30 protein-coding genes and 1 riboswitch are annotated in these 26,007 nt (G+C 64.5%); of the genes, 10 read left to right on the top strand and 20 right to left on the bottom strand.

Going from position 1 to position 26,007, the window contains the following annotated elements:
* Window positions 1-3 precede the first annotated feature (3 nt).
* From moaD to uvrC, 3 genes are all read right to left on the bottom strand, one after another.
* On the bottom strand, window positions 4-255 hold the full coding sequence (gene moaD / locus N551_RS0101245) for a molybdopterin converting factor subunit 1 (protein WP_027565391.1): 252 nt from the start codon (window positions 253-255) through the stop codon (window positions 4-6).
* Window positions 252-869: a CDP-diacylglycerol--glycerol-3-phosphate 3-phosphatidyltransferase gene (gene pgsA, locus N551_RS0101240; protein WP_027565390.1), complete on the bottom strand. Its 618-nt coding sequence runs from the start codon at window positions 867-869 to the stop codon at window positions 252-254. Before pgsA ends, moaD begins: the two co-directional genes overlap by 4 nt.
* A 97-nt stretch (window positions 870-966) precedes the next feature.
* A complete protein-coding gene (uvrC, locus tag N551_RS0101235) occupies window positions 967-3,036 on the bottom strand; it encodes an excinuclease ABC subunit UvrC (protein ID WP_027565389.1) in 2,070 nt (689 codons plus the stop codon).
* A gap of 250 nt (window positions 3,037-3,286) precedes the next feature.
* On the opposite strand from uvrC, the gene N551_RS0101230 reads away from it, so the two are divergent.
* Window positions 3,287-3,910, top strand: a complete 624-nt coding sequence (locus N551_RS0101230) for an outer membrane protein (RefSeq protein WP_027565388.1) — start codon at window positions 3,287-3,289, stop codon at window positions 3,908-3,910.
* Window positions 3,911-3,996: 86 nt separating this feature from the next.
* On the opposite strand, the gene N551_RS0101225 is transcribed toward N551_RS0101230, so the two are convergent.
* The 4 genes from N551_RS0101225 to N551_RS0101210 form a co-directional block, all read right to left on the bottom strand.
* Window positions 3,997-4,212, bottom strand: a complete 216-nt coding sequence (locus tag N551_RS0101225) for a cold-shock protein (RefSeq protein WP_007614865.1) — start codon at window positions 4,210-4,212, stop codon at window positions 3,997-3,999.
* Between the two features lie 249 nt (window positions 4,213-4,461).
* Entirely contained in the window at window positions 4,462-5,322 is an 861-nt protein-coding gene (locus tag N551_RS0101220) for a 23S rRNA (adenine(2030)-N(6))-methyltransferase RlmJ (RefSeq protein WP_027565387.1), read from the bottom strand.
* Between the two features lie 52 nt (window positions 5,323-5,374).
* Window positions 5,375-6,067, bottom strand: coding sequence for a ribonuclease T2 (locus N551_RS0101215; protein ID WP_027565386.1), 693 nt, complete (start codon window positions 6,065-6,067; stop codon window positions 5,375-5,377).
* A gap of 114 nt (window positions 6,068-6,181) precedes the next feature.
* Entirely contained in the window at window positions 6,182-6,646 is a 465-nt protein-coding gene (locus tag N551_RS0101210) for a hypothetical protein (protein WP_027565385.1), read from the bottom strand.
* A gap of 182 nt (window positions 6,647-6,828) precedes the next feature.
* On the opposite strand from N551_RS0101210, the gene N551_RS0101205 reads away from it, so the two are divergent.
* Complete coding sequence (locus tag N551_RS0101205) at window positions 6,829-7,122, top strand: hypothetical protein (protein WP_007596852.1); 294 nt, start codon at window positions 6,829-6,831, stop codon at window positions 7,120-7,122.
* Between the two features lie 42 nt (window positions 7,123-7,164).
* On the top strand, window positions 7,165-7,695 hold the full coding sequence (locus N551_RS0101200; RefSeq protein ID WP_027565384.1) for a DUF3617 family protein: 531 nt from the start codon (window positions 7,165-7,167) through the stop codon (window positions 7,693-7,695).
* Window positions 7,696-7,800: 105 nt separating this feature from the next.
* Here the strand turns inward: N551_RS0101200 and N551_RS0101195 are convergent, their stop codons facing one another.
* The 3 genes from N551_RS0101195 to N551_RS0101185 are packed head-to-tail and all read right to left on the bottom strand — an operon-like array spanning window position 7,801 to window position 10,474.
* Window positions 7,801-9,189, bottom strand: coding sequence for an ATP-binding protein (locus tag N551_RS0101195; protein WP_027520375.1), 1,389 nt, complete (start codon window positions 9,187-9,189; stop codon window positions 7,801-7,803).
* Between the two features lie 17 nt (window positions 9,190-9,206).
* Window positions 9,207-9,938: a response regulator gene (locus N551_RS0101190; protein ID WP_018453502.1), complete on the bottom strand. Its 732-nt coding sequence runs from the start codon at window positions 9,936-9,938 to the stop codon at window positions 9,207-9,209.
* The gene (locus N551_RS0101185; protein WP_007596846.1) at window positions 9,935-10,474 is read right to left on the bottom strand and encodes a MarR family winged helix-turn-helix transcriptional regulator; all 540 of its coding nucleotides are present in this window, start codon (window positions 10,472-10,474) and stop codon (window positions 9,935-9,937) included. The genes N551_RS0101190 and N551_RS0101185 overlap by 4 nt, the downstream gene beginning before the upstream one ends.
* A gap of 339 nt (window positions 10,475-10,813) precedes the next feature.
* On the opposite strand from N551_RS0101185, the gene N551_RS0101180 reads away from it, so the two are divergent.
* From N551_RS0101180 to N551_RS0101160, 5 genes are all read left to right on the top strand, one after another.
* Window positions 10,814-11,896 carry a branched-chain amino acid aminotransferase gene (locus N551_RS0101180; RefSeq protein ID WP_027565383.1) on the top strand — a complete coding sequence of 361 codons (1,083 nt, stop codon included), beginning with the start codon at window positions 10,814-10,816 and terminating at the stop codon, window positions 11,894-11,896.
* Between the two features lie 122 nt (window positions 11,897-12,018).
* Window positions 12,019-12,543: a YegJ family protein gene (locus tag N551_RS0101175; RefSeq protein ID WP_027565382.1), complete on the top strand. Its 525-nt coding sequence runs from the start codon at window positions 12,019-12,021 to the stop codon at window positions 12,541-12,543.
* A 50-nt stretch (window positions 12,544-12,593) separates the two neighbouring features.
* Window positions 12,594-14,114 carry a histidine--tRNA ligase gene (gene hisS, locus N551_RS0101170; RefSeq protein WP_027565381.1) on the top strand — a complete coding sequence of 507 codons (1,521 nt, stop codon included), beginning with the start codon at window positions 12,594-12,596 and terminating at the stop codon, window positions 14,112-14,114.
* 18 nt (window positions 14,115-14,132) lie between these two features.
* A complete protein-coding gene (locus N551_RS0101165) occupies window positions 14,133-14,417 on the top strand; it encodes a tautomerase family protein (RefSeq protein WP_256378942.1) in 285 nt (94 codons plus the stop codon).
* 182 nt (window positions 14,418-14,599) lie between these two features.
* On the top strand, window positions 14,600-14,995 hold the full coding sequence (locus N551_RS0101160) for a thioesterase family protein (protein ID WP_027565380.1): 396 nt from the start codon (window positions 14,600-14,602) through the stop codon (window positions 14,993-14,995).
* Between the two features lie 133 nt (window positions 14,996-15,128).
* Here N551_RS0101160 and proC read toward each other — a convergent pair whose 3' ends face one another.
* Together proC and N551_RS0101150 are read right to left on the bottom strand one after the other, a co-directional pair.
* Window positions 15,129-15,956: a pyrroline-5-carboxylate reductase gene (gene proC / locus N551_RS0101155; RefSeq protein WP_027565379.1), complete on the bottom strand. Its 828-nt coding sequence runs from the start codon at window positions 15,954-15,956 to the stop codon at window positions 15,129-15,131.
* A 191-nt stretch (window positions 15,957-16,147) separates the two neighbouring features.
* Entirely contained in the window at window positions 16,148-16,648 is a 501-nt protein-coding gene (locus N551_RS0101150; RefSeq protein ID WP_027565378.1) for a YbjN domain-containing protein, read from the bottom strand.
* Window positions 16,649-17,058: 410 nt separating this feature from the next.
* Window positions 17,059-17,218, top strand: a riboswitch (FMN riboswitch).
* A gap of 76 nt (window positions 17,219-17,294) precedes the next feature.
* On the opposite strand from N551_RS0101150, the gene N551_RS0101145 reads away from it, so the two are divergent.
* Window positions 17,295-17,873, top strand: a complete 579-nt coding sequence (locus tag N551_RS0101145) for a 6,7-dimethyl-8-ribityllumazine synthase (RefSeq protein WP_027565377.1) — start codon at window positions 17,295-17,297, stop codon at window positions 17,871-17,873.
* A gap of 76 nt (window positions 17,874-17,949) precedes the next feature.
* Here the strand turns inward: N551_RS0101145 and N551_RS0101140 are convergent, their stop codons facing one another.
* From N551_RS0101140 to N551_RS0101105, 8 genes are all read right to left on the bottom strand, one after another.
* A complete protein-coding gene (locus N551_RS0101140; RefSeq protein WP_027565376.1) occupies window positions 17,950-18,984 on the bottom strand; it encodes an ATP-grasp domain-containing protein in 1,035 nt (344 codons plus the stop codon).
* The gene (locus tag N551_RS0101135; RefSeq protein ID WP_027565375.1) at window positions 18,981-20,009 is read right to left on the bottom strand and encodes a putative zinc-binding metallopeptidase; all 1,029 of its coding nucleotides are present in this window, start codon (window positions 20,007-20,009) and stop codon (window positions 18,981-18,983) included. Before N551_RS0101135 ends, N551_RS0101140 begins: the two co-directional genes overlap by 4 nt.
* 137 nt (window positions 20,010-20,146) lie before the next feature.
* Window positions 20,147-21,100: a ribose-phosphate pyrophosphokinase gene (locus N551_RS0101130; protein WP_007596822.1), complete on the bottom strand. Its 954-nt coding sequence runs from the start codon at window positions 21,098-21,100 to the stop codon at window positions 20,147-20,149.
* A 193-nt stretch (window positions 21,101-21,293) separates the two neighbouring features.
* Window positions 21,294-21,902 carry a hypothetical protein gene (locus N551_RS0101125; RefSeq protein WP_027565374.1) on the bottom strand — a complete coding sequence of 203 codons (609 nt, stop codon included), beginning with the start codon at window positions 21,900-21,902 and terminating at the stop codon, window positions 21,294-21,296.
* 113 nt (window positions 21,903-22,015) lie between these two features.
* Entirely contained in the window at window positions 22,016-22,783 is a 768-nt protein-coding gene (gene pgeF, locus N551_RS0101120) for a peptidoglycan editing factor PgeF (protein WP_027565373.1), read from the bottom strand.
* Window positions 22,780-23,898, bottom strand: a complete 1,119-nt coding sequence (locus N551_RS0101115; RefSeq protein ID WP_027565372.1) for a class I SAM-dependent methyltransferase — start codon at window positions 23,896-23,898, stop codon at window positions 22,780-22,782. Before N551_RS0101115 ends, pgeF begins: the two co-directional genes overlap by 4 nt.
* Before the next feature lie 21 nt (window positions 23,899-23,919).
* Entirely contained in the window at window positions 23,920-24,765 is an 846-nt protein-coding gene (lgt, locus tag N551_RS0101110; RefSeq protein ID WP_027565371.1) for a prolipoprotein diacylglyceryl transferase, read from the bottom strand.
* Between the two features lie 14 nt (window positions 24,766-24,779).
* The gene (locus N551_RS0101105; RefSeq protein WP_027565370.1) at window positions 24,780-25,511 is read right to left on the bottom strand and encodes a dienelactone hydrolase family protein; all 732 of its coding nucleotides are present in this window, start codon (window positions 25,509-25,511) and stop codon (window positions 24,780-24,782) included.
* A 169-nt stretch (window positions 25,512-25,680) separates the two neighbouring features.
* On the opposite strand from N551_RS0101105, the gene N551_RS0101100 reads away from it, so the two are divergent.
* Window positions 25,681-25,932 carry an accessory factor UbiK family protein gene (locus N551_RS0101100; protein WP_007596812.1) on the top strand — a complete coding sequence of 84 codons (252 nt, stop codon included), beginning with the start codon at window positions 25,681-25,683 and terminating at the stop codon, window positions 25,930-25,932.
* Window positions 25,933-26,007: the final 75 nt, after the last annotated feature.

Below are 26,007 nucleotides of genomic sequence, written 5' to 3'. Positions count from 1 at the left end.
GGTCTAGCCGCCGGTCATCGGCGGGAAGAACGCGATCTCGCGAGCGCCCGCGATCGCGGCGTCCGACTTGACGTGGGCATGGTCGATCGCGGTGCGGATCACCTTCGGCTTCTCGAACGCGTAGGCGTAGGCTTCGCCTTGGCCGGACAGCCAGGCGATCAGCTCTTCCACCGTGCGCACGGTCGCGGGCGGCTCGATGGTCTCCTCGGCCTTGCCGACGCGCTCGCGCACCCAGGCGAAGTACTTCACTTTCATCCCTCATCCTCCTTGATGAGGTGATGGATGCCGGCGCCGAAATAGTCGTAGCCGGTGTACATGGTGAGGATCGCCGAGGCCCAGAGCAGCGCCAGCCCGGTCATCGAGACCATGGGCACCACCTCATCGCCGGCGGGACCGGCCAGCAGGAAGCCGATGGCGATGAGCTGAACCGTCGTCTTCCACTTCGCAAGCTTGGTCACGGGCACGCTGACGCGCAGCGCGGCAAGATATTCGCGCAGGCCCGAGACCAGGATCTCGCGGCACAGGATCACGATGGCGGCCCACAGCGACCAGCCGTGAATGATGCCGTCGGCGGCCAGCATCAGCAGGCACGAGGCGACCAGAAGCTTGTCGGCGATCGGATCGAGCATGCGGCCGAACGCCGATTGCTGATTCCAGATCCGCGCGTAATAGCCGTCGAGGTAATCAGTGACCGCAGCCGCGATGAAAATGGCGACGGCAACCCATCGCAGCCACAGCGGACCGTCCATGATCGACTGTGCGTAGATGCACCCGACCACGACCGGGATCGCGGCGATCCGGCCGTAGGTCAGGATGTTCGGGAGGGACATCGCGCGGCTGGTGGTCCCTCGTGTCGTGGCGATGTTCATCCGTCCTACCAATACCGCTGCAGCCTCAAGGTCAACCGTTCCGCTCCCAAATGGGGTGCGGGATGCGACGACCATATGACCGCGGCCCCCTTTTATTTCATCTCGGCTGAGGGTGGAAATACTCGAAAATCCTGCGGGCGCTCTCGGCGCTCACCCCCGGAACCTTGCCGAGATCGGTGATCGAGGCCCGTTCGATCTCCTTCAGGGTTCCGAAATGATGCAGCAAGGCACGTTTGCGTGACGGGCCGATGCCCGGAATCTCCTGCAAGCCGGCCTCGCGGATGTCCTTCTTGCGCAGCTTGCGGTGCGAGCCGATGACGAAGCGGTGCGCCTCGTCCCGCAGGCGCTGGATGAAATAGAGCACGGGGTCGCGCGGCTCCAGCTTGATCGCCTCGCGCTCCGGCATGAACAGGGTCTCGCGGCCGGCATCCCGGTCCGGCCCCTTGGCCACGGACATCAGCGCCACCTGGGTCAGGCCGAGATTTGCAAAGATCTCCCGGACCGCGTTGAGCTGGCCGCGGCCGCCGTCGATGATCACGAGATCGGGCCATTGCGGGAAGTCGTCGTCCTTGGTTTTGGCCGCGCCCTCTTCGGGCGGATTGATCAGGCGCTTGAAGCGGCGCTCCAGCACTTCGCGCATCATGGCGAAGTCGTCGCCCGGCGTGATCCCTTCCGACTTGATGTTGAACTTGCGGTACTGGTTTTTGACGAAGCCATCGGGGCCGGCGACGATCATGGCGCCGACCGCGTTGGTGCCCTGGATATGGCTGTTGTCGTAGACTTCGATCCGCTTCGGCGCATGCGGCAGGCTCAAGGTCGTGGCCATGGCGTCCAGCAGGCGGCTCTGCGTCGCGGTGTCCGCGAGCTTGCGGCCCAGGGCCTCGCGCGCGTTGGTGAGCGCGTGGGTGACGAGCTCCTTCTTCTCGCCGCGCTTCGGCGTGGAAACCTCGACCTTGCGGCCGGCCTTTATCGACAGCGCGTTGGCGAGCAGCTCGCTCTCCTCGATCTCGTGCGAGAGCAGGATGTTCCTCGGCGGCGGCTTGTCGTCATAGAACTGGGCGAGGAAGGAGCCGAGCACCTCTTCCGGCGTATACGTCTTCTCCGCGCGCGGGAAATAGGCGCGGTTGCCCCAGTTCTGCCCGGTGCGGAAGAAGAACACCTCGACACATGAGAAGCCGCCCTCCTGGTGGATGGCGAACACGTCGGCTTCTTCCACCGTGCGCGGATTGATGCCCTGCTGCGACTGGATCGCGGACAACGCAGCGAGGCGGTCGCGGTAGAGCGCGGCGCTCTCGAATTCGAGCTCACCGGAGGCCTTCTCCATCTCGGCGGCAAGCTCCTGTTTCACCGCATGGCTCCTGCCGGACAGGAAGTCGCTCGCCTCGCGCACCAGGGTCGTGTAGCCGGGGAAGTCGATCTCGCGGGTGCAGGGGCCGGCACAACGGCGGATCTGGTAGAGCAGGCACGGCCGCGAGCGGCTCTCGAAGAAGGAATCCGTGCAGGAGCGGATCAGGAATGCGCGCTGCAACGCGGTGATGGTGCGGTTGACGGCGCCGGCCGAGGCGAACGGGCCGAAATAGCGACCGGGCCGCGTCTGCGCGCCGCGATGCTTCAGGATCTGCGGCGCCCAATGGTCGCCCGTGATCAGGATATAGGGAAACGACTTGTCGTCGCGCAGCTGCACGTTGAAGCGCGGTCGAAGCTGCTTGATGAGGTTGGCCTCCAGCAGCAGCGCTTCGGTCTCGGTGTGGGTCGAGATGATTTCCACGGTAACTGTGGCGGCGATCATGCGCAGGATGCGCGCCGGCTGCGGCGCACTCTGGCGCGCATAGTTCGACAGGCGCTTTTTGACGTTCTTGGCCTTGCCGACATAGAGCACGTCGGCATTCCCATTGAGCATGCGGTAGACGCCGGGCGAGGTGGGGGCGAGGCGGACCGCGCGTTCGATCGCCTCGTGGCCGGTCGCCAGCGGCTCTTCGCCAACCGTGCCGCTCTCTTCCAGGATGTCCGGCAGCCGTGCGTCGTCCTCGTCGTCCCCGTTTGCTGTGGCGGGATCGAGGTCGGGCGGCGCCGCTTCCGTCTCCTGGGGCGGGACGTCGGGCGCGTTGCCGCGCACGGGTTTGCGCGCACGTGCGTCGTCCGGATTGTCGGTGGAATCGTGAACCATGGTGCGAATTTAGGCGTTGCGGGTGGCGAATTGAAGTTCCGGCGGTGCGGCACGCACAGGATGGCGGCGCAGTTCCCGGTAACGCTTGCTTAAGCCTGTTAACAGCGCGGTAACCCGGCTTAACAGGCCTTTAACTTAAAACTCTCGATAAATGTTACGCGAAATAGTGGTGGTTCCGTAACCATGCGGTTTTGCCTCGCGCGGCGGCGCAGGCATCGCGCCGGTGACGGCAGTTGCGTTGGAGTATGTGATGAAGAGGCTCGTTGTGGGCGCAGCCGCGTTGGCTGCAGTCGGCTGGACGGCTTCGGCAGGGGCCGCCGATCTCAATTACGGGCAACGTGCGCCCTACACGGTCAATCAGCCGCTCAACGCCTATAGCTGGGCCGGTCCGTATCTCGGTGCCAATCTCGGCTACGAATGGGGCTCGGTGAACAACAATCCCGCAAAACCGTCGGGCTTCGTCGGCGGCGTTCAGGCCGGTTACAATTTCCAGACCGGCCCGTGGGTGTTCGGTGTCGAAGGTGACATCCAGGCCGCCGGTGCCGACGATACCTTCGCGCCGTGGAAGTTCTCCAATCCGTGGTTCGGCACCCTGCGCGGCCGCGCGGGCTATGCCCTCAGCAACGTGCTGTTCTACGGCACGGCGGGCCTCGCCTTCGGCGAGCTGCGCGCGCAGACGTTCGGCTGGACGGAGTCGCATACCAGCGCCGGCTGGACCATCGGTGCCGGCGCGGAAGTTGGTTTCGCGCCGAACTGGAGCGCCAAGCTCGAATATCTCTACATCGATCTGTCGACGAGTCAGTTCGCGATTACAGGCGTGTCAAACGGCTATAGCGCCAGCGTTGTGCGCGCAGGCGTGAACTATCACTTCTGATACCCAAAGAAGAAAATACCGGACTACAGCCTCCCGGCCGCTCGCGGCCGGGATTTTTTTTGCGCCGGTGTTTCGCGTCGGACTCGCTAGGGAAGGATGACCAAATCGACCGCCTTCGGCCCCTTGCCCTTCTTGTCCGGTTCGACTTCGAAAGTAATACGCTGTCCTTCGGCAAGGTCCTTCAGTCCGGCCCGCTCCACAGCAGTAATATGCACGAAGACGTCGCGGCCCCCGTCGTCCGGTTTGATGAATCCGTAGCCGCGCTCACCGTTGAAAAACTTGACCGTTCCCGTCATGGCCATCGGGAAACTCCCCCTCATTGCTCCTCCGTCGTGACGCAGACGCACGTCACGACATGACCGGGCCTTACGAAGCCCGGGAGCTGGCCATCCTTGGGCAGACCATTCGGTCCGACTGGATCTTTCTTAGGCCTTCACTCCGCCGCAACCATTCGCGGAAGCGGAACGTAAAGCCAGTCACCGCAACAGCATAATACGGTTCTCTGCAGATTGACCACCGCTCCTGCATATTTTTCCCAAGATGCCGGAGTGTTACGGCCTTGGCACCTCTAATCGGAATCTGGCAGCGCCCCCCTGGCCGAGCGGCATTTCCAGCTCGGGCAGGATCGTCTTGAGCTCGCCGTGCAGTGTGTAAGGGGGATTGACGATCAAGAGCCCGCTGGAGGTGAGGGCTGCGCCGTCGGCTTGTGGCGCCACGCTGAATTCGAGGCGCAGGCATTTTCCCGGCGGTTTTGCTGCGGCTGCGAGCCGCGCCACTGATTGCACCAGCGCGTCGGTGGCGCGCCGGCTCTTGGCGGGATACCAGATTACATAGATACCGGTCGGCCATTTCGCAAAAGCCGTCGAGAAGGCCTCTTCGAGCTTTTCGAACTCGTCCTTCGCCTCGAACGGCGGGTCGATCAGCACGAGCCCGCGCCGTTCCTTCGGCGGCACGAAAGCCGGCAGCGCCATCCAGCCGTCGAGGTCGACCACGCGGGCCTGTTCGTCGTGGCGCAGCACGCCGATCAGCGCCTTGCGCGCCTTCGGCTCGAGTTCGCAGAGCAAGAGGCGGTCCTGTGGTCTCAGCAGGCCGCGTGCGATCAGCGGGGAGCCCGGATAGGCCTTGAGCTCACCCTTCGGATTGAAGGCGCGGACGATGTCGAGGTAGGGCTTGGTCAGCGCCATGGCGTCGTTAGACAGTCGCGCCTGCATCAGCCGCGCAATGCCCGTCAGCCACTCGCCGCCGCGACGCGCCTCCTCGCTTTCGAGATCGTAGAGGCCAGCGCCGGCATGGGTGTCGATGACACGGAACGCGCCCGGCTTATCCTGGAGATAGGTGATGATGCGCGCCAGCACGATGTGCTTGATGACATCGGCGAAGCTTCCGGCGTGAAAGGCGTGGCGGTAATTCATGCAAGAGCACTACGCCACGTGACGGCTTGAGCAAAGAGGCACGATGCCTGGGCTAGCCACCCCGGATCGGCGGCATCGCCAACTGGTCGCGACGGCAGGCGCGGCGGTCGATCTCCTCGCAGGCGCGGAATTGCAGGTCCTTGCTGAGGCAGATGCGGACTTCCGATAGCCGCGTCCGGTTGCAGGTGATCGAGACGGCGGCATTGCTGAGGCCCGGATTGGCCTTGATGAAGGCTTCCTCCACCTCTGCCGGCGCCACCGTCTTGGCCTGCGACAAATCGAGATATTCGGCCGGAATCTTGATTGCGGCGCGCGCCTTCCGGATCGTCTCGAAATAGCTGCGGTCGGCGAGCCCCGAGCAGGTGCCGTGCTTGTCCCATTCGTTGAAGATCAGCCCCGGCGCCGGCATCAGATCGAGCATGGAGGAGACGATGCTGCGGTTCAGCCGCGGCGAAGGCCGCTGGCAATATTCCGGAAAACCGTTCTCATATTGCGGCCACAGACCATGCACCACGAAAGCATAGGGCCGTCCGCTGCACTGGGTCTGCGAGCGGCCGCCGCGCTCCGCTGCCTCTTCGCAGAAGGAGGGCGACCACGACAGCGACAGCACATAAAAATCGAATTCGCCGGGCGTGTTCTGCCGCTTGTCCTGGGCCTTTGCGCCGCCGGCCAGTGCAGCCAGCCCGGCCGCAAGCGTCAGCGAGATCATCAGGCGGGAGAACGAATGCAATCTGGAATGAAACATGGCGACGCCCCTCAACTAGACTGTGCAGACGAGCCTAGCAGGCGATAGGAACATTTCAAGAACAAATTTCGGGCGACCATCGTTGGGCCGCCTGATCGGTCCGGATCAGCGCAATTATTGCTTGGCGGCGCGGCAGGCCGGGTTGTAGGCCCAGTTGCGGTCGAGCCCGACCACGCACCATTCCACGCCCTGGCCGTAGCCGGCGAAGCCGCCGTCCTCGACGATCGAGAAGTGCACCTTGCGCATCTTGCCGTCCGTGAGCATGGCCTCGCCGGTGCAATAGCGGCGGGGGATGTTATCCGATGCCCAGGGCCGGAACGCGGTCTCGTGAACCGCGGCGAAGCCGGTGATCTTCAACGAGGAATTCCAGAACGAGCTTTCTTTCTCCCAGAACTGGCTGGCGATCGTCGGCAGCGCCCGGTCGCATTCGGAGACGTTGCCGTCATAACGCGGCCCGCTCAGCCAGAAATTCAGCTCCAGCGGATTGGCGGCCCTGGCCTCACCGAGCGACAACGCCCCGAACAGGAGGCCGAGCACGGCGGCAAAGCGGAGCGATTTCAGGAAGGTCGAGGCGCGCATGGATGATCCAGACAGCATGATCTGCAAGGGTCGGACGGTGCCGTGAAGGCCGGAGGAGGTCAAGTGCAGCGCGGCAACACTTGCCGACGAGTTGACCGCAATGCTGCGTTGGACCGGCCATCCGTTCTTTCCACCGCCGCGCCGACACCGTAAACTGCCGCCAACCAATCGGAGTGACGGGAATGCGAATCATTGCGGCCGCGGGCCTACTTGCCTTGGGTATGATGGCGAGCCAGTCGGCGCGCGCCGATCTGCTTCCGGTGCCTCCGTTCAAGGGCAACGACACTGGCGGAATCATCGCCTATTCGATGGCAACCCAGGTCGATGCGCGGCAGGTCGCGGTCGATCACTGCGCCCGCTACGGGAAGGTCGCCAAATTCCTGGCGATGCAGGCCTATGAGGGCGGCTACATCTCGTTCTCCTGCCGCTGGGTGCCCTATGGCGCGGCCGACCAGCCGATCCGCACGCTCTACTGAGGCGCTTTCGCAACGCCGCCATCGCAGCCGGGAGCTTCCGACATGACGCGCAAACTCGCTTTGCTCGGCTCCGCACTTTGCCTCGTCTTGTCGGCAGCCAGCGCCCGCGCTGACGACCTGCCGGTGCGCAAGGCGGGCCTGTGGGAATTGAAGATGGTCAGGACTGGCACGCCGGTGCCCGAGATGACCATGCAGCACTGCACCGACGAGACCGTCGACAAGGAGATGAACAACAACATCTCCCCGATGGCCAAGCAGATCTGCGCCAAGCAGGACATCAAGAAGACCGCAACCGGTTATGTCAGCGATTCCGAATGCAATGTCGCCGGCATCAGCACGACCTCGCATGCTGAGATCACTGGCGATTTCAATTCGGCCTATACGGTGAAGACATCGTCGCACGCGCAAGGCGGCGCCGCCGGCGCGGCAGGCCGCGACACCACCATGCAGCTCGAAGCGAAATGGCTAGGGGCCTGCAAGCCGGACCAGAAGCCCGGCGACGTCGTGATGCCCGGCGGCTTCAAGATGAACGTGCGCGACATGGACAAGCTGAAGGCGCTGTTGCCGAAGTAAGGAAGATCGTAGCCCGGATGGAGCGAAGCGAAATCCGGGACCGGTGCATCGATCGCGAAGAAAGAATCCCGGATTCGCTACGCTCCATCCGGGCTACATCACCGGTTACACCGGTATCCGCACGCTCGCTCTTAATCCGCCCATCGGACTGTCGCCAAGTGTGATGTCGCCGCCATGCGAACGGGCGATGTCGCGGGCGATCGCGAGGCCCAGGCCCGTGCCGCCTTCATCCTGGTTGCGGGCGTTGTCCAGCCGCAGGAACGGCTTGAACACCTCTTCGCGCAGGTGTGCGGGAATGCCCGGCCCGTCGTCGTCGACCGTCACGGTCAAATAACGGTGATCGCGCTGGCCGGTGATGGCGATGCTCTTGCCGTAGCGGGCGGCGTTGGTGACGAGGTTGGCAAGGCAGCGCTTGAACGAGGCCGGCTTCACCGTGACCACGGGCAGCCCGTTGAATGCGACTGTCGCCGTGTGGCCGTGGCGTTCGGCGTCGCTGCGCAGCTCCTCGAGCGCCTGGGCCATGTCGGTCGGCTGCGACTGCTCGCCGGAATCGCCGCGAGCAAACGCGAGGTAGTCCTCGAGCATCATCGACATCTCGTCGACGTCCTTGCGCATGCCCTCCATTTCGGGGCTGTCGCCGATCAGCGCCAGCTCGAGCTTGAACCGCGTCAGGATCGTGCGCAGATCGTGGCTGACGCCGGCGAGCATCGCGGTGCGCTGCTCCATCGTCCGCTCGATGCGCGACTTCATTTCGAGGAAGGCGACCGACGCGCGCCGCACCTCGCGCGCGCCGCGCGGGCGGAAATTCGGCGCCTCGCGGCCCTTGCCAAAACTCTCGGCGGCGTCGGCAAGTCGCAGGATCGGCTTGATCTGGTTGCGCAGGAATAGCACCGCGACGATCAGCAGGATCGAGGACGTTCCGACCATCCAGAACAGGAAGATCTCCGAGTTCGAGGCATAGGCGGCGCTGCGCTGCGCGAACACGCGCATCACGGCGTCGTCGAGCTGGATCCGGATCTCGACCAGATTGGAGCGGCCGACCGTGTCGATCCAGAAGGAGCGCCCGATCTGGCGGCCGAGCTGCACCGACAGCGTCTGGTCGAGCAGCGAGAAGAACGGCTTGGGTCCCGGCGGCGGCATGTCGCCGGCCGGGAGGAAATCGACGACGAGGCCCAGGCGCTGCTGCGCGATGCGGCGGATCTGGTCGCGATCCTTGTCTTGCGGATAGCCCTTGTAGACGTCGATCAGCGCGGCGATGTCCTGCACCACCGCGGCCGACAGGCGCCGTGTCACCGTGTTCCAGTGCCGCTCCATGAACACGAAGGCGACGACCGATTGCAGGATCACCATCGGCACGATCATGATCAGCAGCGCACGCGCATAAAGGCCGGTCGGCATCCAGCCCTTGAAGGCGTTGCCCATCCAGCCATTGGCGGCGGAGACGCGGCCGGCGGCGCTCTTCAAAAGCGTCAGGCCGCTATCGATCGTGCTCATCGGTGGCGCTTCACTCTTTATGGAGAGGCTACCAGCCGGTAGCCGATGCCGCGCACGGCCTGGAGGAACAGCGGATTGGCGGGATCGGTCTCGATCTTGCGCCGCAAGCGGTTGATCTGCACGTCGACGGCGCGCTCGTTGACGCTGCCATTGCCGGTTAGCGCGCTGCGCGGCACGGTCTCGCCCGGTGTCTCCGACAGGATCCGCAGCATCTCGCGCTCGCGGTCGGTCAGGTGAATGACGTCTTCGCCTTGGCGCAGTTCGCCGCGGTCCAGGTGATAGATGTACGGGCCAAACGCGATCTTCTCCACTGCAGCGGCCTGCGGCGGCGGCGCAGCGCGCTTGAGGATGTTGTTGATGCGCAGCGCAAGCTCGCGCGGCTCGAACGGCTTTGCGACGTAATCGTCGGCGCCGATCTGCAGGCCCTCGATGCGCGCTTCGGCTTCATGCCGCGCTGTCAGCATCACGATCGGCACCGAGGACGAAGTCCGGATGAAACGGGCGAGATCGAAGCCGGTCTCGCCGGGCATCATGACATCCAGGATCAAGAGGTCGAAGTGCAGGCCCAAAAGCTTGGAACGGGCGTCGCTGGCGCTGGCGGCGGTCGAGACGCGATAGCCTTCGCCGGCAAGGAAGCGCGAGAGCAGGTCGCGGATGCGGCGGTCGTCGTCAACCAGCAGGAGATGCGGAGCATCGTCGGCGGGGCGTGCCGGCGGGCGTGCGAGCGTGGCAGCGAGCGGCACGGTCACTCCTTGTCCTGATTGACGGTGGCGAAGATCGTTTCGAGCACCTTGTCGGGATCGTCGCGGTCGATCATTGCGCGCAGGAAGCGCTTGACGGTTTCGGCATCCTGCGGCGCCATCTCGGCGAGCGCCTTGGTGATGCGCGTGGTCTGGAGACCGGCGAGCTTCTGCACCAGCGCCTCGCCCTTCGGTGTCGCAAACAGCAGGCGTTGGCGGCGATCATTGTCGCCGGTCTTCTGGACGATATAGCCCTCGTCCAGGAGCTGCTTGAGCACCCGGCCGAGCGATTGCTTGGTGATGCGCAGGACGTCGAGGAGGTCGGCGACCTTGAGGCCGGGATAACGATAAACAAAGTGCATGACGCGGTGATGGGCCCGGCCGAAGCCGAACGCCTCCAGCTCCTGGTCGGGATCGCCGACGAAATCGCGATAGGCGAAGAACAGCAGTTCGATGATATCCCAGCGCAAATTGCCTCCGTCGTCTGCGGCCGGCCGCGGCCCGGCAGCGTCTTGAGAAGGAGTCGCGAAATTTATGTCAGGCATATTGACGTATCTTGGTCTCAATGTTACAAAACGATCGGCCCGTACGAAATTTTAGATCGTTTCGCGTCGGGTGGGCATCGAAGCAAGGCGGCCCCAGTGGGCCAGACAGGCGGCGACGGCCGGAGCAGATCAACCGTGCGATTGTCGAACGGCATTTCGGCAAAACATACTGGACTTCCGTCTTCCGCAAAAGCATGTCCTCGGTGACATGCTGGCCACGGAAACCGGCCGTAACAAGGCTGGCGGCGGTCCGGCCAGAAACCAATTGAGCCAGCCGGGCCCAAATCGGGGCAGGTGGGTGCCACAACGGCGCCGCTACCGGCAGCGGGAGGCAAGGACATGAGCATGAAATTCGACATCCAGCCCGCATCCAATCCGACCCCCGAGAAGGATCGGGTCGCCAAGCTGGTGGACCCCGGCTTCGGGCGGGTCTTCACCGATCACATGGCGGTGGTCCGCTACAACCAGGCCAAGGGCGGCTGGTACGAGGCGCGTGTCGAGGCCCGCGCCAATTTCCAGCTCGATCCGGCCGGCGCCGTCCTGCACTACGCCCAGGAAATTTTTGAAGGCCTCAAGGCCTACAAGCGCGACGACGGCGGCGTGAACCTGTTCCGCCCCGACGCCAATGCGCGGCGCTTCAAGGACTCGGCGGACCGCATGGCGATGGCGCAGCTCCCCGAAGACGTCTTCATCGAGGCCGTCGAGCAAATCGTGCGCATCGACCGCGCCTGGATGCCGGGCGGCGAGGGCAGCCTTTACCTGCGCCCGTTCATGATCGCGAGCGAGACCTTCCTCGGCGTCAAGCCGTCGTCCGAATACATCTTCGCGGTGATCGCCTCGCCGGTCGGCTCCTACTTCAAGGGCGGCCCCGCGCCAGTCTCGATCTGGGTGTCCGAGAACTACACGCGCGCTGCCGTCGGCGGCACCGGCGCCGTCAAATGCGGCGGCAACTATGCCGCAAGCCTGCGCGCCCAGGCCGAAGCGATCCAGCACGGCTGCGACCAAGTCGTGTTTCTCGATGCGATCGAGCGCCGCTACATCGAGGAGCTCGGCGGCATGAACGTGTTCTTCGTGTTTGACGACGGTTCGCTCTCGACGCCGCCGCTCGGCACCATCCTGCCCGGCATCACCCGCGACTCCATCATCGCGCTGGCCAAGGACGCCGGCAAGACCGTGCGCGAGGAGCCGTACTCGCTCGACCAGTGGCGCAAGGATGCGGCCAGCGGCAAGCTGAAGGAGGCGTTTGCCTGCGGCACCGCGGCCGTGATCTCGCCGATCGGCACGGTGCGCTCAGTGAGCGGCGATTTCGAGATCAGCGGCGGTGCCGCCGGCCCCGTCGCCATGGGCCTGCGCAAGCAGCTCGTCGACATCCAGTACGGCCGCACCAACGATCCGCATAACTGGATCCGCAATCTGTCTTGATTTTTGCCCTCTCTCTCTCCGCTCGCGGGGAGAGAGAGGCGCAATGAACGCGACACGATGATCGTGCGACAAAGTCCGAGACCTCGAATACCTGGACATCGAGTTTTCCGGACATTGCGATCATGACATCCACTCTTCCCCAGTCCCTGAAATGGGTCGTTCTCGCCGCAATCACCGGCGTCACCGTCTTTGGCATCCTGACCATCGGCCCCAAGCCGGACGTCTCCGCTGAGGGCCGTTCGCCCGTCGTCGACGTGCGCAACACCGATCCGGAGATGAACACCGCGATCGCGCGCGCCCGCGGCACGCTGCCGACCTTCTGGGCCTCCTACGAGGCGCCGAAACCGTCGGAAACGGGGCACGCCCTGAAGGTGCACTTTTCGACCCGCAAAGGCGGTGAGCACATCTGGATGGCCGAGGTGAAGAAGCTACCCAATGGGGGCTATTCCGGCCTCTTCGCCAACGAGCCACGCGATCTGCCGGGCAAGCGGGCAGGCGACAAGGTCGGCTTCACTGAAGCCGACATCTCGGACTGGATGTTCATGCGCAACGGCAAGATCGTCGGCGGCGAAACCATCAAGCCAACGCTGAAGTCGCTGCCGAAAGCGGATGCCGATGCGCTGCGGGCACGGATGGAGCAGCCGTAAGGGCCTACCCGGCAGTTGCCGCTTCGCGCGTCGGCTGGTAAATGCCGCGCATGGCCGAAAAATCCAAAAAACCCCAGAAACTGAAGGCGCGCCTGCCGCGCGGGCTCGAGGATCGCGATCCCGCCGCGATCCGGGCGACGCGCGAGATGGTGGAAAAGATCCGCACCGTCTACGAGCTCTACGGGTTCGAGCCTGTGGAAACGCCGGCGATGGAATACACCGATGCGCTCGGCAAGTTCCTGCCCGACCAGGATCGTCCGAACGAGGGCGTGTTCTCGTTCCAGGACGACGACGAGCAGTGGATCTCGCTGCGCTACGATTTGACCGCGCCGCTCGCCCGCTACGTCGGCGAGCGATACGGCACCGACGCTCTCGTGTTGCCCTACCGCAGCTACCGGGTCGGCTACGTCTTCCGCAATGAAAAGCCGGGTCCCGGTCGCTTCCGCCAGTTCATGCAGTTCGATGCGGACACGGTGGGCTCGGCAACGCCGGCGGCCGATGCCGAGATCTGCATGATGGCGGCCGACACGATGGAGGCGCTGGGCATTGCGCGCGGCTCGTATGTCGTGAAGGTGAACAACCGCAAGGTGCTCGACGGCGTTCTGGAAGCCATCGGGCTCGGCGGCGAAGAGAACGCAGCGCGCAGGCTCACCGTGCTGCGCGCAATCGACAAGCTCGATAAGTTTCCCGCCGAGGAAGTTCGCAAGCTCCTCGGTCCCGGCAGATGGGATGGAGGCGAAGAAGGCAAGGGCGACTTCACGAAGGGCGCCAATCTAAGCGCGTCGGAAGCTGACGTCGTTCTCGCCATCACCAAACCGCGCGACGATTGGAAAGAGGCCATTGCCGCGGCGGAAACCTATCTCACCAAGAGCGAAGTCGGTCAGGCCGGCGTGAGCGAGCTGGAAGAGATCGCGAAACTAGTGACGGCGTCGGGTTACGGTGCGGATCGCATCAAGATCGACCCCTCCGTGGTGCGCGGCCTCGAATATTACACCGGCCCCGTCTACGAGGTCGAACTGCTGCTCGAGACCAGGGACGACAAGGGCCGACCGGTGCGCTTCGGCTCGGTCGGCGGCGGCGGACGCTACGATGGCCTGGTCTCGCGCTTCCGCGGCGAGCCCGTGCCGGCGACCGGTTTCTCGATCGGCGTGTCGCGGCTTCAGGCCGCGCTGACGCTGCTCGGCAAGCTCGACACGAAGCCCGGGTTCGGCCCCGTCGTCGTCACCGTGTTCGACCGCGACCGCGTCGCCGACTATCAGAAGATGGTCGCATCGTTGCGAACCGCCGGCATCCGCGCCGAGCTCTATCTCGGCAATCCCAAGAACATGGGCAACCAGCTCAAATATGCCGATCGCCGCAATGCGCCCTGCGTCATCATCCAGGGCTCGGATGAAAAAGCGCGTGGCGAGGTGCAGATCAAGGATCTGATCGAGGGCGCGAAGGCGGCAGCCGCGATCGCTTCCAACCAGGAATGGCGTGAGAGCCGCCCGGCGCAGTTCTCGTGCAGCGAGGCCGATCTTGTCGCCAAAGTTCGCGAGGTGCTAGCGCGCCATGACGTGAGCTGGGGCTAGCTATTCGCTGACGCCGCCATGCCCGGGCTTGTCCCGGGCATCCGCCTCCTGTTTGATGGCGCCCGTCAATGGCCGGTGTTCGGCCCAAGGGAGAGAAAAATGCCTGAGATCACTGTCAGCATGGCCGAAGGCCGCACCGACGAGCAGAAGGCCGGCATGATGCGCGACATCACCCAGGCGCTGGTGAAGAATCTCGGCGTCGATGCCGACGCCGTCGTCATCCAGATCAATGAAGCCCCGCTCCGCCACAAGATGAAGGGCGGCAAGACGTTCGTGGAGCGCGCGGCGGCTGCGAAGAAGTAGCCAGCGCTCTAGCTGCAAACGCAACTGTCGTCCTGGCGAAAGCCAGGACCCATTACCCCAAGCGGCAGTTGTTACGGCGGGTCGTGGTTTAGGCCGCTCATGACAATGTTCAGTCGGGGTAATGGGTCCTGGATCGGCGCTTCGCTTCGCTGCGCTTGTCCAGGACGACGGGGGGAGGCCCCATGGACGCACGCGACTTCATCAAGGTCGGCATGAGCGCCGAGCGCACGCTGGTGGTGCCGGTGGAGCGCACGGTCGGGCATTTCGTGCCCGGCATGCCGATGGTCTATGCGACGCCGATGATGATTCTGGAAATGGAGATGACGTCGGGCGATGCGATCCGCAGCGTCCTTCAGCCCGGCTGGGTCACGGTCGGCACCGAGGTCGATATCCGCCATCTTGCAGCAGCCCTTGTCGGCGCGACGGTGCGGACTACCGCGAAGGTCATTGCGGTCGAGCGCCGCGTCATCCGCTTCGAGGTCGAGGCCTTCGAGGGCACGCGAAAACTCGGCGAAGGCCGCCACGCGCGCGGGCTCGTCAATGTCGCGATGTTCAACAAGCGGCTGGGGACGAGCTAGGAGCCCCTTGCTCTGCCCTCATCCTGAGGAGACCGCGCAGCGGTCGTCTCGAAGGATGGCCACAGGCGAGAGCCGGGCCTGCATGGTTCGAGACGGCGCTTTCGCGCCTCCTCACCATGAGGGGATAGCTTCCTTACTTCGCCAATTCCTTCGACCGCTGCGTCGCCGCCGCGATCGCGCGGATCATCAGATCGCGCAGGCCTGGTTCGCCCATCAGCACGCCGAGCGCCGCGGCCGTGGTGCCGCCGGGCGAGGTGACGTTCTGGCGTAGCGTGCCGGAGGCAAGCTCCGACTGGTGGAGAAGTTCACCCGAGCCGGCGACGGTTTCGCGCGCGAGTTTTGTCGCGAGCGCCTGGGGCAATCCCGCCTCGACACCGGCGCGCGCGAGTTCTTCGGCCAGCAAGAACACATAGGCCGGGCCCGAGCCGGAGACCGCGGTCACCGCGTCCATCAGGCTCTCATCGTCGACCCATTCCACCGAGCCGGTGGCGCGCAGCAGCGCATCGGCCACCGCGCGTTGCTGTGCGCTGACGTTGTTCGCGGCGACAGCCACCGTGATGCCACGACCGATCGCGGCCGGCGTGTTCGGCATCGCGCGCACCACCGCGCCGCCGCAGACCTCCTCGAGCAGGGCGATCGTGGTTCCCGCCATGATCGACACCACCGCGGTCTTGTCGGAGAGGAATGGCTTCAGCTTGGCGCCGGCCTCGCGGAACATTTGCGGCTTCACCGCGACGATCAGCGTCTCGACCTGGCCTGCCGTCGTCACATCAGGATTGAGCGCAACCCCCTTGGCGGCAAGTGCGGTGATCTCGGCCGAGATGTATGGATCAATCACCGCGACGCGGCGCGGATCGAGCCCGCCCGAAAGCCATCCGGTCAGCATCGCGCCGCCCATCTTGCCGGCGCCGGCGAGCAGGATAGTGCCGGTGATGTTTTCGAGAGTGCCGTTGCTCGTCATAGCCGTTACCACAAACTCAGTGTCGTCCCGGCCTAGTGCGCAATTGCGCACGGGGGGCCGGGACCCATAACCACAACTGGTTTTAGTGGATGGAGGTGTTGGCAACAAGCAGCGTGCCACAAGCGAAACCACGCGGTATGGGCCCCGGCCCCCCGTGCGCAAGTGCGCACTAGGCCGGGACGACAAGAAAACTACGCCTCGCCCACCGTGTCGAACATCGCCGCGTCCATGGCTTCCGTCGTGGACTTGCCCGCCCACACCACGAACTGGAACGCCGGGAAATAGCGCTCGCAGGCGTGGATGGCGCCGGCGAGCATGGCTTCGCATTGCCCGGTGGAGGCGGTGAGCCCGCCCGGCAGCACGAGGGCCTGCCGGTGCATGATCATGCCGGTGGTCGTCCACAGGTCGAAGTGCCCGACCCACAACTGCTCGTTGACGGCGGCGACGAGCCGCTGCACCTCCGGTCGCCGCGCAACCGGAATCTTCATGTCGAACGCGCAGGCCAGATGCAGCGCCTCGATCTCGCCCATCCAGGTGAAGGAGATCTGGTAGTCGGTCCATTGTCCCTTGGAGACAATCGTGAGTTCGTCTTCGCCGGAGCGTTCGAACGGCCAGTTGTTGCTGGCAGCGATATCCTCGACCACCGCGAGCGGATGGTTTTTGGAATCGATAGTGCCTTCGAGCAGGGACATGCCGTCTCGACCTCTTGCCTTTTTGTTGTCTTTGATACGCACGCGGTTGGTCCGGCGCGCGCTCCCTTAATATTGGTAAGGCGATCCGTTCGGATCAGCGCGGGCTTGTCGCGGATCAACTGATGTGATTTGCGGAATCTGCGCAACTGGCTGCCGAGTCCGTCCACAAGTCAGGACTCGTTCGTCCACAGCTCATCTCCGCCACAATTATTAACGCGGGGGAGGCCGAGCCGGACGGAAAAGAACAAACCGGAATCGGATTCGCCGATAGCCCTCCAATCGTTAATTCCGCCCCGTACGGACTGGACCACTATAGCGGCATGGGACCATGCGGTTTTCCCATGCGGAACCCGCTTGCCGCGGCCCCCAACCGGCGTCATATTTCGGTCAGGCCGTTCATTCCGGGCGGCCGATGTTCTCAGGGCGGGGTGAAAGTCCCCACCGGCGGTAAGGGCCGTAAGGCCTAAGCCCGCGAGCGCCTTCCTCAAAGTCTGTTGCTGAGGGGAAGGGTCAGCAGATTCGGTGCAACTCCGAGGCCGACGGTTAAAGTCCGGATGAAAGAGAACGGTCGGTGACAGACGCATCGCAGGATGCGGCTGTTTGTCGTTCCGTGTGCCCTGATTCTGGTCCTTAACTGAGGAAAGCCATGAATCAGATATTGCAAGATACCCAAGTCCAAACTTCCAAAGCCGAAACATCCCAACCAACCCAAACGCCACCGCCGGTTCCACACGAGCCGGCGCCCGACCATCCGCGCTTCGCGAAACCGCAGCGGGTGGCCTTCGTGCAGGCCTGCTGGCACCGCGACGTGGTCGAGGAGGCCCGTATCGCCTTCGTGAAGGAGGCAGAAGCGCGCCACCTCAATCACGTCGACGTGTTCGAGGTGCCGGGCTCGTTCGAGATCCCGCTGCATGCGCAGATCCTCGCCAAGACACGGCGCTACACCGCGATCGTCGCGGCCGGCCTCGTCGTCGACGGCGGCATCTACCGCCATGAGTTCGTGGCCGACACCGTGATCAAGGCGTTGATGGACGTGCAGCTGCGCACGGAGGTGCCCGTGTTCTCCGCGGTGCTGACGCCGCAGCAATTCCACGAGACCGAGGTGCACTACGATTTCTTCCGCAGGCATTTTGCGATCAAGGGCGTCGAGGTGGCGGCCGCCTGCGCGGAGACGTTGCTCGGGCTCGAACGCCTGCGCGGCCAGGTCGCCGCGGGAATCGTGTAACGCAGCGCAACGACCATCCCTCATCCCGAGGGGCGCGAAGCGCGTCTCGAAGGATGAGGGGCGATCGTCGCCGTCATCACCCCAGTGACACTCCTGCCTTGGCGCGGCTGATCCCGAGGGCCAGGATGCGCTGCAGGAGAGCCGGATATTTGAGCCCGTCATGTAGAGCGGCCGTCGCGAACTCCTGGCTCTTGGCGATCTCGGGATTGGGATTGGCTTCGATGAAATACGGCGTGCCGTCGGCGGTGAGACGAAAATCGATGCGCGCGTAACCGTCGAGGCCAAGCGCCCGGTAGATGCGTTTCGCGGCTCGCTGGATCCTGGCGGTCACTTCCGGCGCCAGATCCTTCGCAGGCCCGTCGACGATGCCGACCTTCTCCTGATAGTCGGTGTCGTGCTTGGCCTTCTCAGTAGCGATATGCCGTGACGAGCGGCCGCCCATGCTGCCGAATTTCAACTCCCAGATCGGCAGAACACGTAAGCGGTTGTTGCCGAGCACGCCGACGTAGAGCTCTCGCCCCTCGATGAACTGCTCGGCGATGGCGGCGGATTCGACCCGCTCGTGGATGAAGGCAACCCGCTCGGCCAGCTTTTCGTCGGTGTCGACGATCGAGGCTTGCGAGATGCCGAACGAGCCATCCATGTTCAGGCTCTTGACGATCAGCGGCAGCGCAAGACGCGTCGGGCGTTTCACTTTGCGGCGCATCGGGAAGACGGCAAAGGCCGGCGCGGCGATCCGGCGGTGATGCACCAGCGTCTTGGACAGATCCTTGCCGCGGGCCAGGGTCAGGCCGCGCGGATTGCACCCGGTATAAGGGACCTTCATCAGCTCGAGATAGCTCGCGATGTGCTGGTCGAAGGCGACGTTGTTGTGGAATTCCTCCAGCAACGTGAAAACCACGTGCGGCTTGAACTCCTCGATCGCCTCGCGCACCGGCCTGATTTCCTCCTGCGCGCCGAGCGGTCGAACCTCGTGGCCGGCGGCACGCAAGGTGCTCACCACGTCGTACTCGGTTTTCCACGCATTGATCTCCTGCGGGCTGTATCCGTCGGAGGAGTCCGGAGGCAGGAAGTCCGGATGCATGAGGACCAGAATGCGCAGACGTCTCATAGCGCGATCCATTTTCGTCGAGACGGGCCAAACATCGTGTGCATCGTCTTGGCGGTCACGAGGACGATGAAGTCGAGAACGAGCTTCTGTTCAGGGCCGACGGCACGCAGATCGAGCTCGCGACAACGGGAGATCATCTCGTCAAGCACAGCATCGAGCGTAAGCTGATTCTCGCCGGTCCATCGCGCGACCAATTGCCTGATCTGGGAGCGGTGGCGCCTGATCAGGGCTGAAGCCGGCTTTGAGCGGTGATGCCGTGGATCGGCTGAAAACAGCCGGGAGAGATCGCGGTCGTAGGTCTTGGGGGGTGTGAAGGCGTAGAACGCCTGCTTCTTCTTGTAGTGCTCTTCGAGCGTCTGGCTGAGCCGACCCAGCGTATCGACACGCTCCCGCGTCGCGATCGGCGGCCGCTTTCCCGCGATCTCGCCCATCAGCTCGTCGACATATTCGAGCTTCTTCAGCGCCGGCCAACCAGCATATCGCGTCCGCCAGTTCGAGCGCGGCCGCAGCCACACCGCAAAGGTCTCGGCGAAATCCTCGTCCGGATGGCTCTGCGCATACCACAGCCGCAGATGCTGGACGTAACGCCTGCTCGCCGGATTGGGCCGGTAGTAGCGCGGGTAGTGTTTCGACGACGGGCCGAACAGCTGCTGCCAGCGCCGCCGGCGCTGCAGCTGGTAGCCGTGTTGGATCGCGTGGCCCGCTTCGTGACGGAGGATGGCCATGCACTCGCGCCATGTTCCGCCCTCGACGTCAAACATCATCTTCTTCTCGAGTTTCATCAGGCGGGGATGAGCGAGATAGAACGGAATGGCGATGCCGGGAACGCCGCCCGGACTGAACCATTCGCTCGACATCCAGGTGTGCGGCCGCAGCCGGATATCCCGTTCTTCCAGCTCCTCATAGAGCGTGCTGACGCAATCCTCGAGCCAGGTGCCTTCGACCGTAACCCTCAGGCTGGAGAGGCGTTGCTTGAGCAACTCGTCATCCGACAGCTTCTCCCAGGCAAATTTCCGTCGTGGCATCGGGCATCCAGAGGGCAGAGATGACTCGGGATTCGGATGATGTCATGGGCGGTCGTTGGCAACAACCCGGGGGCTGCCTCATAAGGGACGTAGACGCTCGCACTCCCTGTCCCTGCAAGCGGGGCAAGGTAAGAAACTCAGTCGAACAGGCTCGACACCGACTCTTCCGCCGCGGTGCGCGCGATCGCGTCGGAGATCAGGCTGGCGATCGGCAGCGTGCGGATGTTCGGCGCCTTGCTCACCGCCTCGGTCGGCAGGATCGAGTCAGTGATCACCAGCTCCTTCAGCCTGGAGTTCGTGATCCGGGCAGCCGCGCCGCCGGAGAGCACGCCGTGGGTGATGTAGGCGTAGACGTCCTTGGCGCCCTTGGCGATCAGCGCGTCGGCGGCGTTCACCAGCGTGCCGCCGGAGTCCACGATGTCGTCGATCAGGATGCAGGTGTAGCCGGCGACGTCGCCGATCACGTTCATGACCTCGGATTCACCCGCCCTCTCGCGGCGCTTGTCGACGATCGCGAGCGGGGTGTTGATGCGCTTGGCGAGGCCGCGTGCGCGCGCCACGCCGCCGACGTCGGGTGAGATCACCATCGTCCTGGAGAGGTCGAACTTGTCCTTGATGTCGCGCACCATCAGCGGCGCGGCGTAGAGGTTGTCGGTCGGGATGTCGAAGAAGCCCTGGATCTGGCCGGCATGCAGGTCGAGCGTCATGACGCGGTCGACGCCGGCCTGCGTGATCAAATTGGCGACGAGTTTTGCCGAGATCGGCGTGCGCGAGCCCGATTTGCGGTCCTGCCGGGCGTAGCCGAAATAGGGCAGCACCGCGGTGATGCGGCGCGCCGAGGAGCGGCGCAGTGCGTCGGTGATGATCAGCAATTCCATCAAATGGTCGTTCGCCGGGAACGAGGTCGACTGGATGACGAAGGCATCCGAGCCGCGCACGTTCTCCTGGATCTCGACGAAGATCTCCATGTCGGCGAAGCGCCGTACCACCGCTTTGGTCAGCGGCAGGTCGAGACCTTGCGCGATGGCCTGCGCGAGAGCCGGATTGGAGTTGCCGGCGACGAGCTTGATGGAGCCGTTCTTGGCCGACATGGACGCTTCCTCCCGCGCTTTGCTGGACACGATGTTCAACATCAAACAATACCCACTGGAAGCACGGTTACGACGGGCGAGGAAATATCAGGCCGGGGGCTGCAATGGCAACCCGGGACGCTACGTTTTCCCTGCGAAATCCCGAATCCGGCCAACGGTTTGGCCGGAAGTTGGGGCCGTGGTTTCGCGGGGGTTATCGCTCGGCATAGCCCAGCGCCGAGGCCGGCATCTGGGCCGCTTGGGCCTCCGGGACCACGCTCGCCACGGCCGGCCCGCGCAAGCCGGGAGCCGAGTTCGGTGCATCCGGCGTTCCGTTGATCATGTTGGAAAGTCCGCTGAATCCGGCCTGGGCGATCTTCCGCAGCACGAGGTCATCGGCAGCGCCCCAAGGGTCGCGACCGCCCTTGGCCGCCGTGGGTTCCTCGCCGGAAAGGCGCAGCGCCCGCTGCTGGTTGGCGTCGTAGACGTCCCAGACCCAGGCGATCACGGTCTTGCCGCGCACGATCTGGGCGGAGAGGTAGCTGCGCACGCGGTAGGCAGCCGTCCCCTCGCGGGAGACTACGGACAGGCTGCGCAGCTTGGATTCGGTGTCGAGCACGCCGACCATGCGGTCGAACACTTGCGGTGGCGGCCCGTCGATCGATTCGAACGCGACTGTCGCGCCGGAGCTCGGCGCCATCGCATAGGAGTTCGCGGCACCACCGCCACCGGCACAGCCGCCAAGCGCGGTCGCAGCCGTCAGCAGCATGACCGCCAGCACGCGCGAACCCGCGCGGCGCAAGATGAATGACGCGTCCCTCATTATGGAGGGCAGCGATATCGTTAAAATCGATTAAGGTCTAGGGCGGGTGCGCCACAGGCCACTGTCATCGCGCGCAGGCATCGCCCCGGAATGACACGGGGTTGCCTTTGTGTTCACGCTTCGAGCGCGATTGCGTGAACGTGGCGGCCGTAATCCGGCTCCTTGCGATGCACCGAGCGGCGGTAGCTGAAGAAGCGTTCGTCGGCGTAGGTGTCCAGACCGAGATCGTCGATCATCAGGATACCCGCGGCTTCCAGACGCTTGCGGATGAAGCCGGCGAGGTCGAACATCGCGTGGCTTTCGCGCACCGACGGGATGAAGAACATGGCGTTGTGCGCATCCGCCTCGATGAAGCGCGCCACGAACTCGTTGCCGACTTCATAACTGTCCTGGCGGATCAGCGGGCCGATCGCGGCGATGATGCCGCTGCGCGAGGCGCCGAGTTTTTCCATCGCTGAAATGGTCTGCTCCAGTACGCCGGTGAGCGCGCCCTTCCAGCCGGCATGAGCGCCCCCGATCACGCCCGCCTCGGGATCGACGAACAGCACGGGCCCGCAGTCGGCGGTGGAGACGCCGAGCGCGATGCCGGGCACCTTCGTCACCAGCGCATCGCCCTTCGGCCGCGGCCCGCTCGGCCACGGAGCGTCGGCCACGAGCACGTCGGGCGAATGGATCTGGTGCAGGCTGAGAAAGCGTTCCGGTGCGACGCCGACATGCTCGGCCATACGGCGGCGGTTCTCCGCGACAAGGGCCTGATCGTCGTTGGAGCCGAGCCCGCCGTTCAGCGCGGAATAGATGCCGCCCGAGACGCCGCCCTCGCGGGTGAAGAAGGCGTGGCGCAGGCCCGGCACCGCCGACAGCAACGAGGAGGCAACCGTCATGAACCGTCTCCGGCGCGTTCGAGATCGCTGAGTCCCGCAAGGCCTGTCAACCGCGGCTCGGAGATGCCGAGCACTTTGAACATCGAACCCATGCCGCTGCGCCCGGTTTCGGTCAGGCGCTTGAGCGCGATCGAAATGTCGGTGGCAACGTCGGGCGCCGCCTTCTGCATCAAGGCGGCTGCACGGGTCTCGATGCCGACGCGTTTGAGGAAATCGCCCTGGGTCACCGGCCCGTGCACGCGTGCGCCCACGTCCTCCGCCCCGCGCGCGAGCGCCTGGAAGTCGACATGGGCCGTGACGTCGGCCTGGCCCGGCGCCTTCAGGGGATCGGTGAAGGTGTGGCGCGCGATCGCCTGGAAGGTGTCGCCGGCATCGCTGCGCAGATGACCGTAATCGATGATCAGCGCCGCGCCGTCCTGGTCGCGCACGCGGCTGGCGAGCTTCATGATCTCCGCATCTGGCCGCCATTCGAACACGGCCCCGACGGGCGCGGCGCGCACCAGAGGCGGCAGCAGCACCTCGAAGCGCGGCGTCGGCTCGGCCGCCGCGCCGAATTGAAGTTTTCCGTTGGCGTCGACCTCGATCACGCGCTCGTGCCAGCCGTTCTCGTGACGCACCATCTGGTGGATCGGCAGCACGTCGAAATATTCGTTGGCGAGGATGATGCTCGGTCCCTCGGGCACGTCGTCGATGCTGTCGTGCCAGGCGATGTTGCGCACGCCCGACAGCGTCGCACTCTGCCGCTCGCGCAGGACCGGATTGACCTCGACCATGTGGATGTGGAGCGCCTGGTAGAGCGGCGGCAGCACGCGGAGCGCACGCAGCGCATCCGCCATCATGGTGCCGCGGCCGGGGCCGAGCTCGATCAGCCGCAGGAATTGCGGCGAGCCCATCTGCTTCCACACCGAGGCGGTCCACAGGCCCAGAAGCTCGCCGAACATCTGGCTGACTTCGGGCGCGGTGGTGAAGTCGCCTTCTCGTCCCAGGGGATCGCGCGAGACGTAATAGCCATAGCGCGGATGCATCAGGCACAGTTCCATGTACCGCCAGACCGGCATGGGGCCTGAGGATTTGATCAGCGCCTTGATCTCGTCGAGTAACGGCTGGTCGGTCACGGCCTATCTTCTCAAAAGGAATTAACGAATAGCCCCTGCGGGCTCGGGCGCACCGCGCCTCACTGCCAATACAATAAGTACGAGGCCGACAATAAGCATCGGGATCGACAACAGCATGCCCATGGTTAATCCGCCCCAGAGGAAGCCGAGCTGGACGTCCGGTTCGCGGAAATGCTCGCCGGCGATCCGGCTCAGACCATAGATCAGGATGAAGGCGCCGAGGATCATGCCCGGCCGCTTCAGGGCGCCGAAGCGGATCATGATTGCAAGCACCGTGAACAGCAAAATGCCCTCCATGCCGGCTTCGTAGAGCTGGCTCGGATGGCGCGGCAGCTGGGTGGGATCATTGGGGAAGATCATCGCCCAGGGCAGCTCCGGGTCGGTGGCGCGGCCCCACAATTCGCCGTTGATGAAATTGGCGATGCGACCGAGCAGCAGCCCGACCGGAGCAACGGCGGTGGTGATGTCGCCGAGCGACAGGATCGAAATGCGATTGCGATAAGCGAACCACATCACCGCGACGACGCAGCCGAGGAAGCCGCCGTGGAAGGACATGCCGCCTTCCCACAGCCTGAAGATCGCGGCGGGATGGTCGATGAAGAAGGGCAGATTGTAGAACAGCACATAGCCGGTGCGGCCGCCGAGGATGATGCCGAGCGTGACCCACAGGATGAAGTCGTCGATCTGCAGCAGCGACATCGGCGCCGGGCCGCCCCACAGCCGCTCCTTCTTCAGGAGCGAGCGCGCATAGAGCCAGCCGAACACGATGCCGCAGATATAGGCCAGCGCATACCAGCGGATCGCGAACGGGCCGATCTCGATCGCGATCGGCTTGAAGGCGGGAAAGTCGATGAGCAGAAAGGGCATCGCGCCTTCTATGTCTAGACGAGATTGCGGCGATAGAGCGCCAGCAGGCGCTCCCAATGCCGCTCGGCGGCGTCGCGGTGATAGACCGGACGCTTGGGGAAGGCGAAGCCGTGATGGGTGCCGGGATAGATCTCGACTTCAGCTTTGGCGCCGCTCATGCCCTGCTTCACCTTCTCGATGATCTCGGCGGGCGCGTAGATGTCGGTCTCGGCGCAGGCGAAGTAGAGCTCGGCCTTGGTCTTGGCTGCCGCGAGATGCGGGCTGTCGTCCTGGTCGGTTGCGAGCTGCGTGCCGTAGACCGAGGCGGCGGCCTTGACGCGATCGGGGAAATGCGTGGCGGCGTTGACGGCGTAGCGGCCGCTCATGCAGTAGCCGACGGTGCCGATCAATTTGGTGTTCGCGGCCGCCTGGCCCTCGGCATAGGTCAGCAGCGCGCGCGTGTCGTCCATGATCATGGGGATCGTGAGCGATCCCATCAGCGCGAACATGCGCTTCCGCTCCGGCGCGTTCGGATCGGCCGGCAGCGCGCCCAGCTCCATCACCCCGGAACGGTAATAGAGGTTCGGCAGCATCACGTAATAGCCCGATGTCGCGAGCCGGCGCGCCATGTCGCGCAGCTCTTCGCGGATCGCCGGCGCGTCCATGTAGAACAGGATGACCGGAAACGGCCCGCCGCGTTCGGGATGGCTGATGAAGGTTGCGGTGTGACCGTCCTTGGTGGGGATCGCGATCTGCTGGTCGATCATCTCGAGCGCCTTTTGTGATTCTTCTTATGCAGGGACGTTGAATACGATTGCAAGGAAACCGGGGCATGACAAGGATACCGCCGATCGGCCCTTGAACCGGCCCAAACGGATTGCCATTGTCTTCCCGCGCGTTCGCGCAGAGTTCATCGAAAGCCGCCAGGAGACCGACATGACCCAGACCAACAACCGGTTTTTCGACGAGATCGGCCGCCTGATGAACGACGCCGCCGGTGCCGCGCAGGGCGTCAAGCGCGAGTTCGACACGGTGATGCGCACCCAGGCCGAAAAATTCCTGCGCGACATGGACCTGGTCAAGCGCGAGGAGTTCGAGGCGGTCAAGGACATGGCGCGCCTGGCGCGTGAGGAGAACGAGGCTCTGAAGGCGCGCATCGCGGCGCTGGAGGCCAAGCTCGGCGGGTAGGGAGGGAATCGTAGCCCGGATGGAGCCAACGGGTCGGCGCGAAGCGCCGCCCAATGACAGGCTTCGCGCAATCCG

The sequence above is a fragment of the Bradyrhizobium sp. URHA0013 genome (assembly GCF_000518345.1).
Classification (GTDB): domain Bacteria; phylum Pseudomonadota; class Alphaproteobacteria; order Rhizobiales; family Xanthobacteraceae; genus Bradyrhizobium.
The sequence above is the reverse complement of the archived record's forward strand: the minus strand, read 5'-3'. Positions and strand labels throughout refer to the sequence as shown.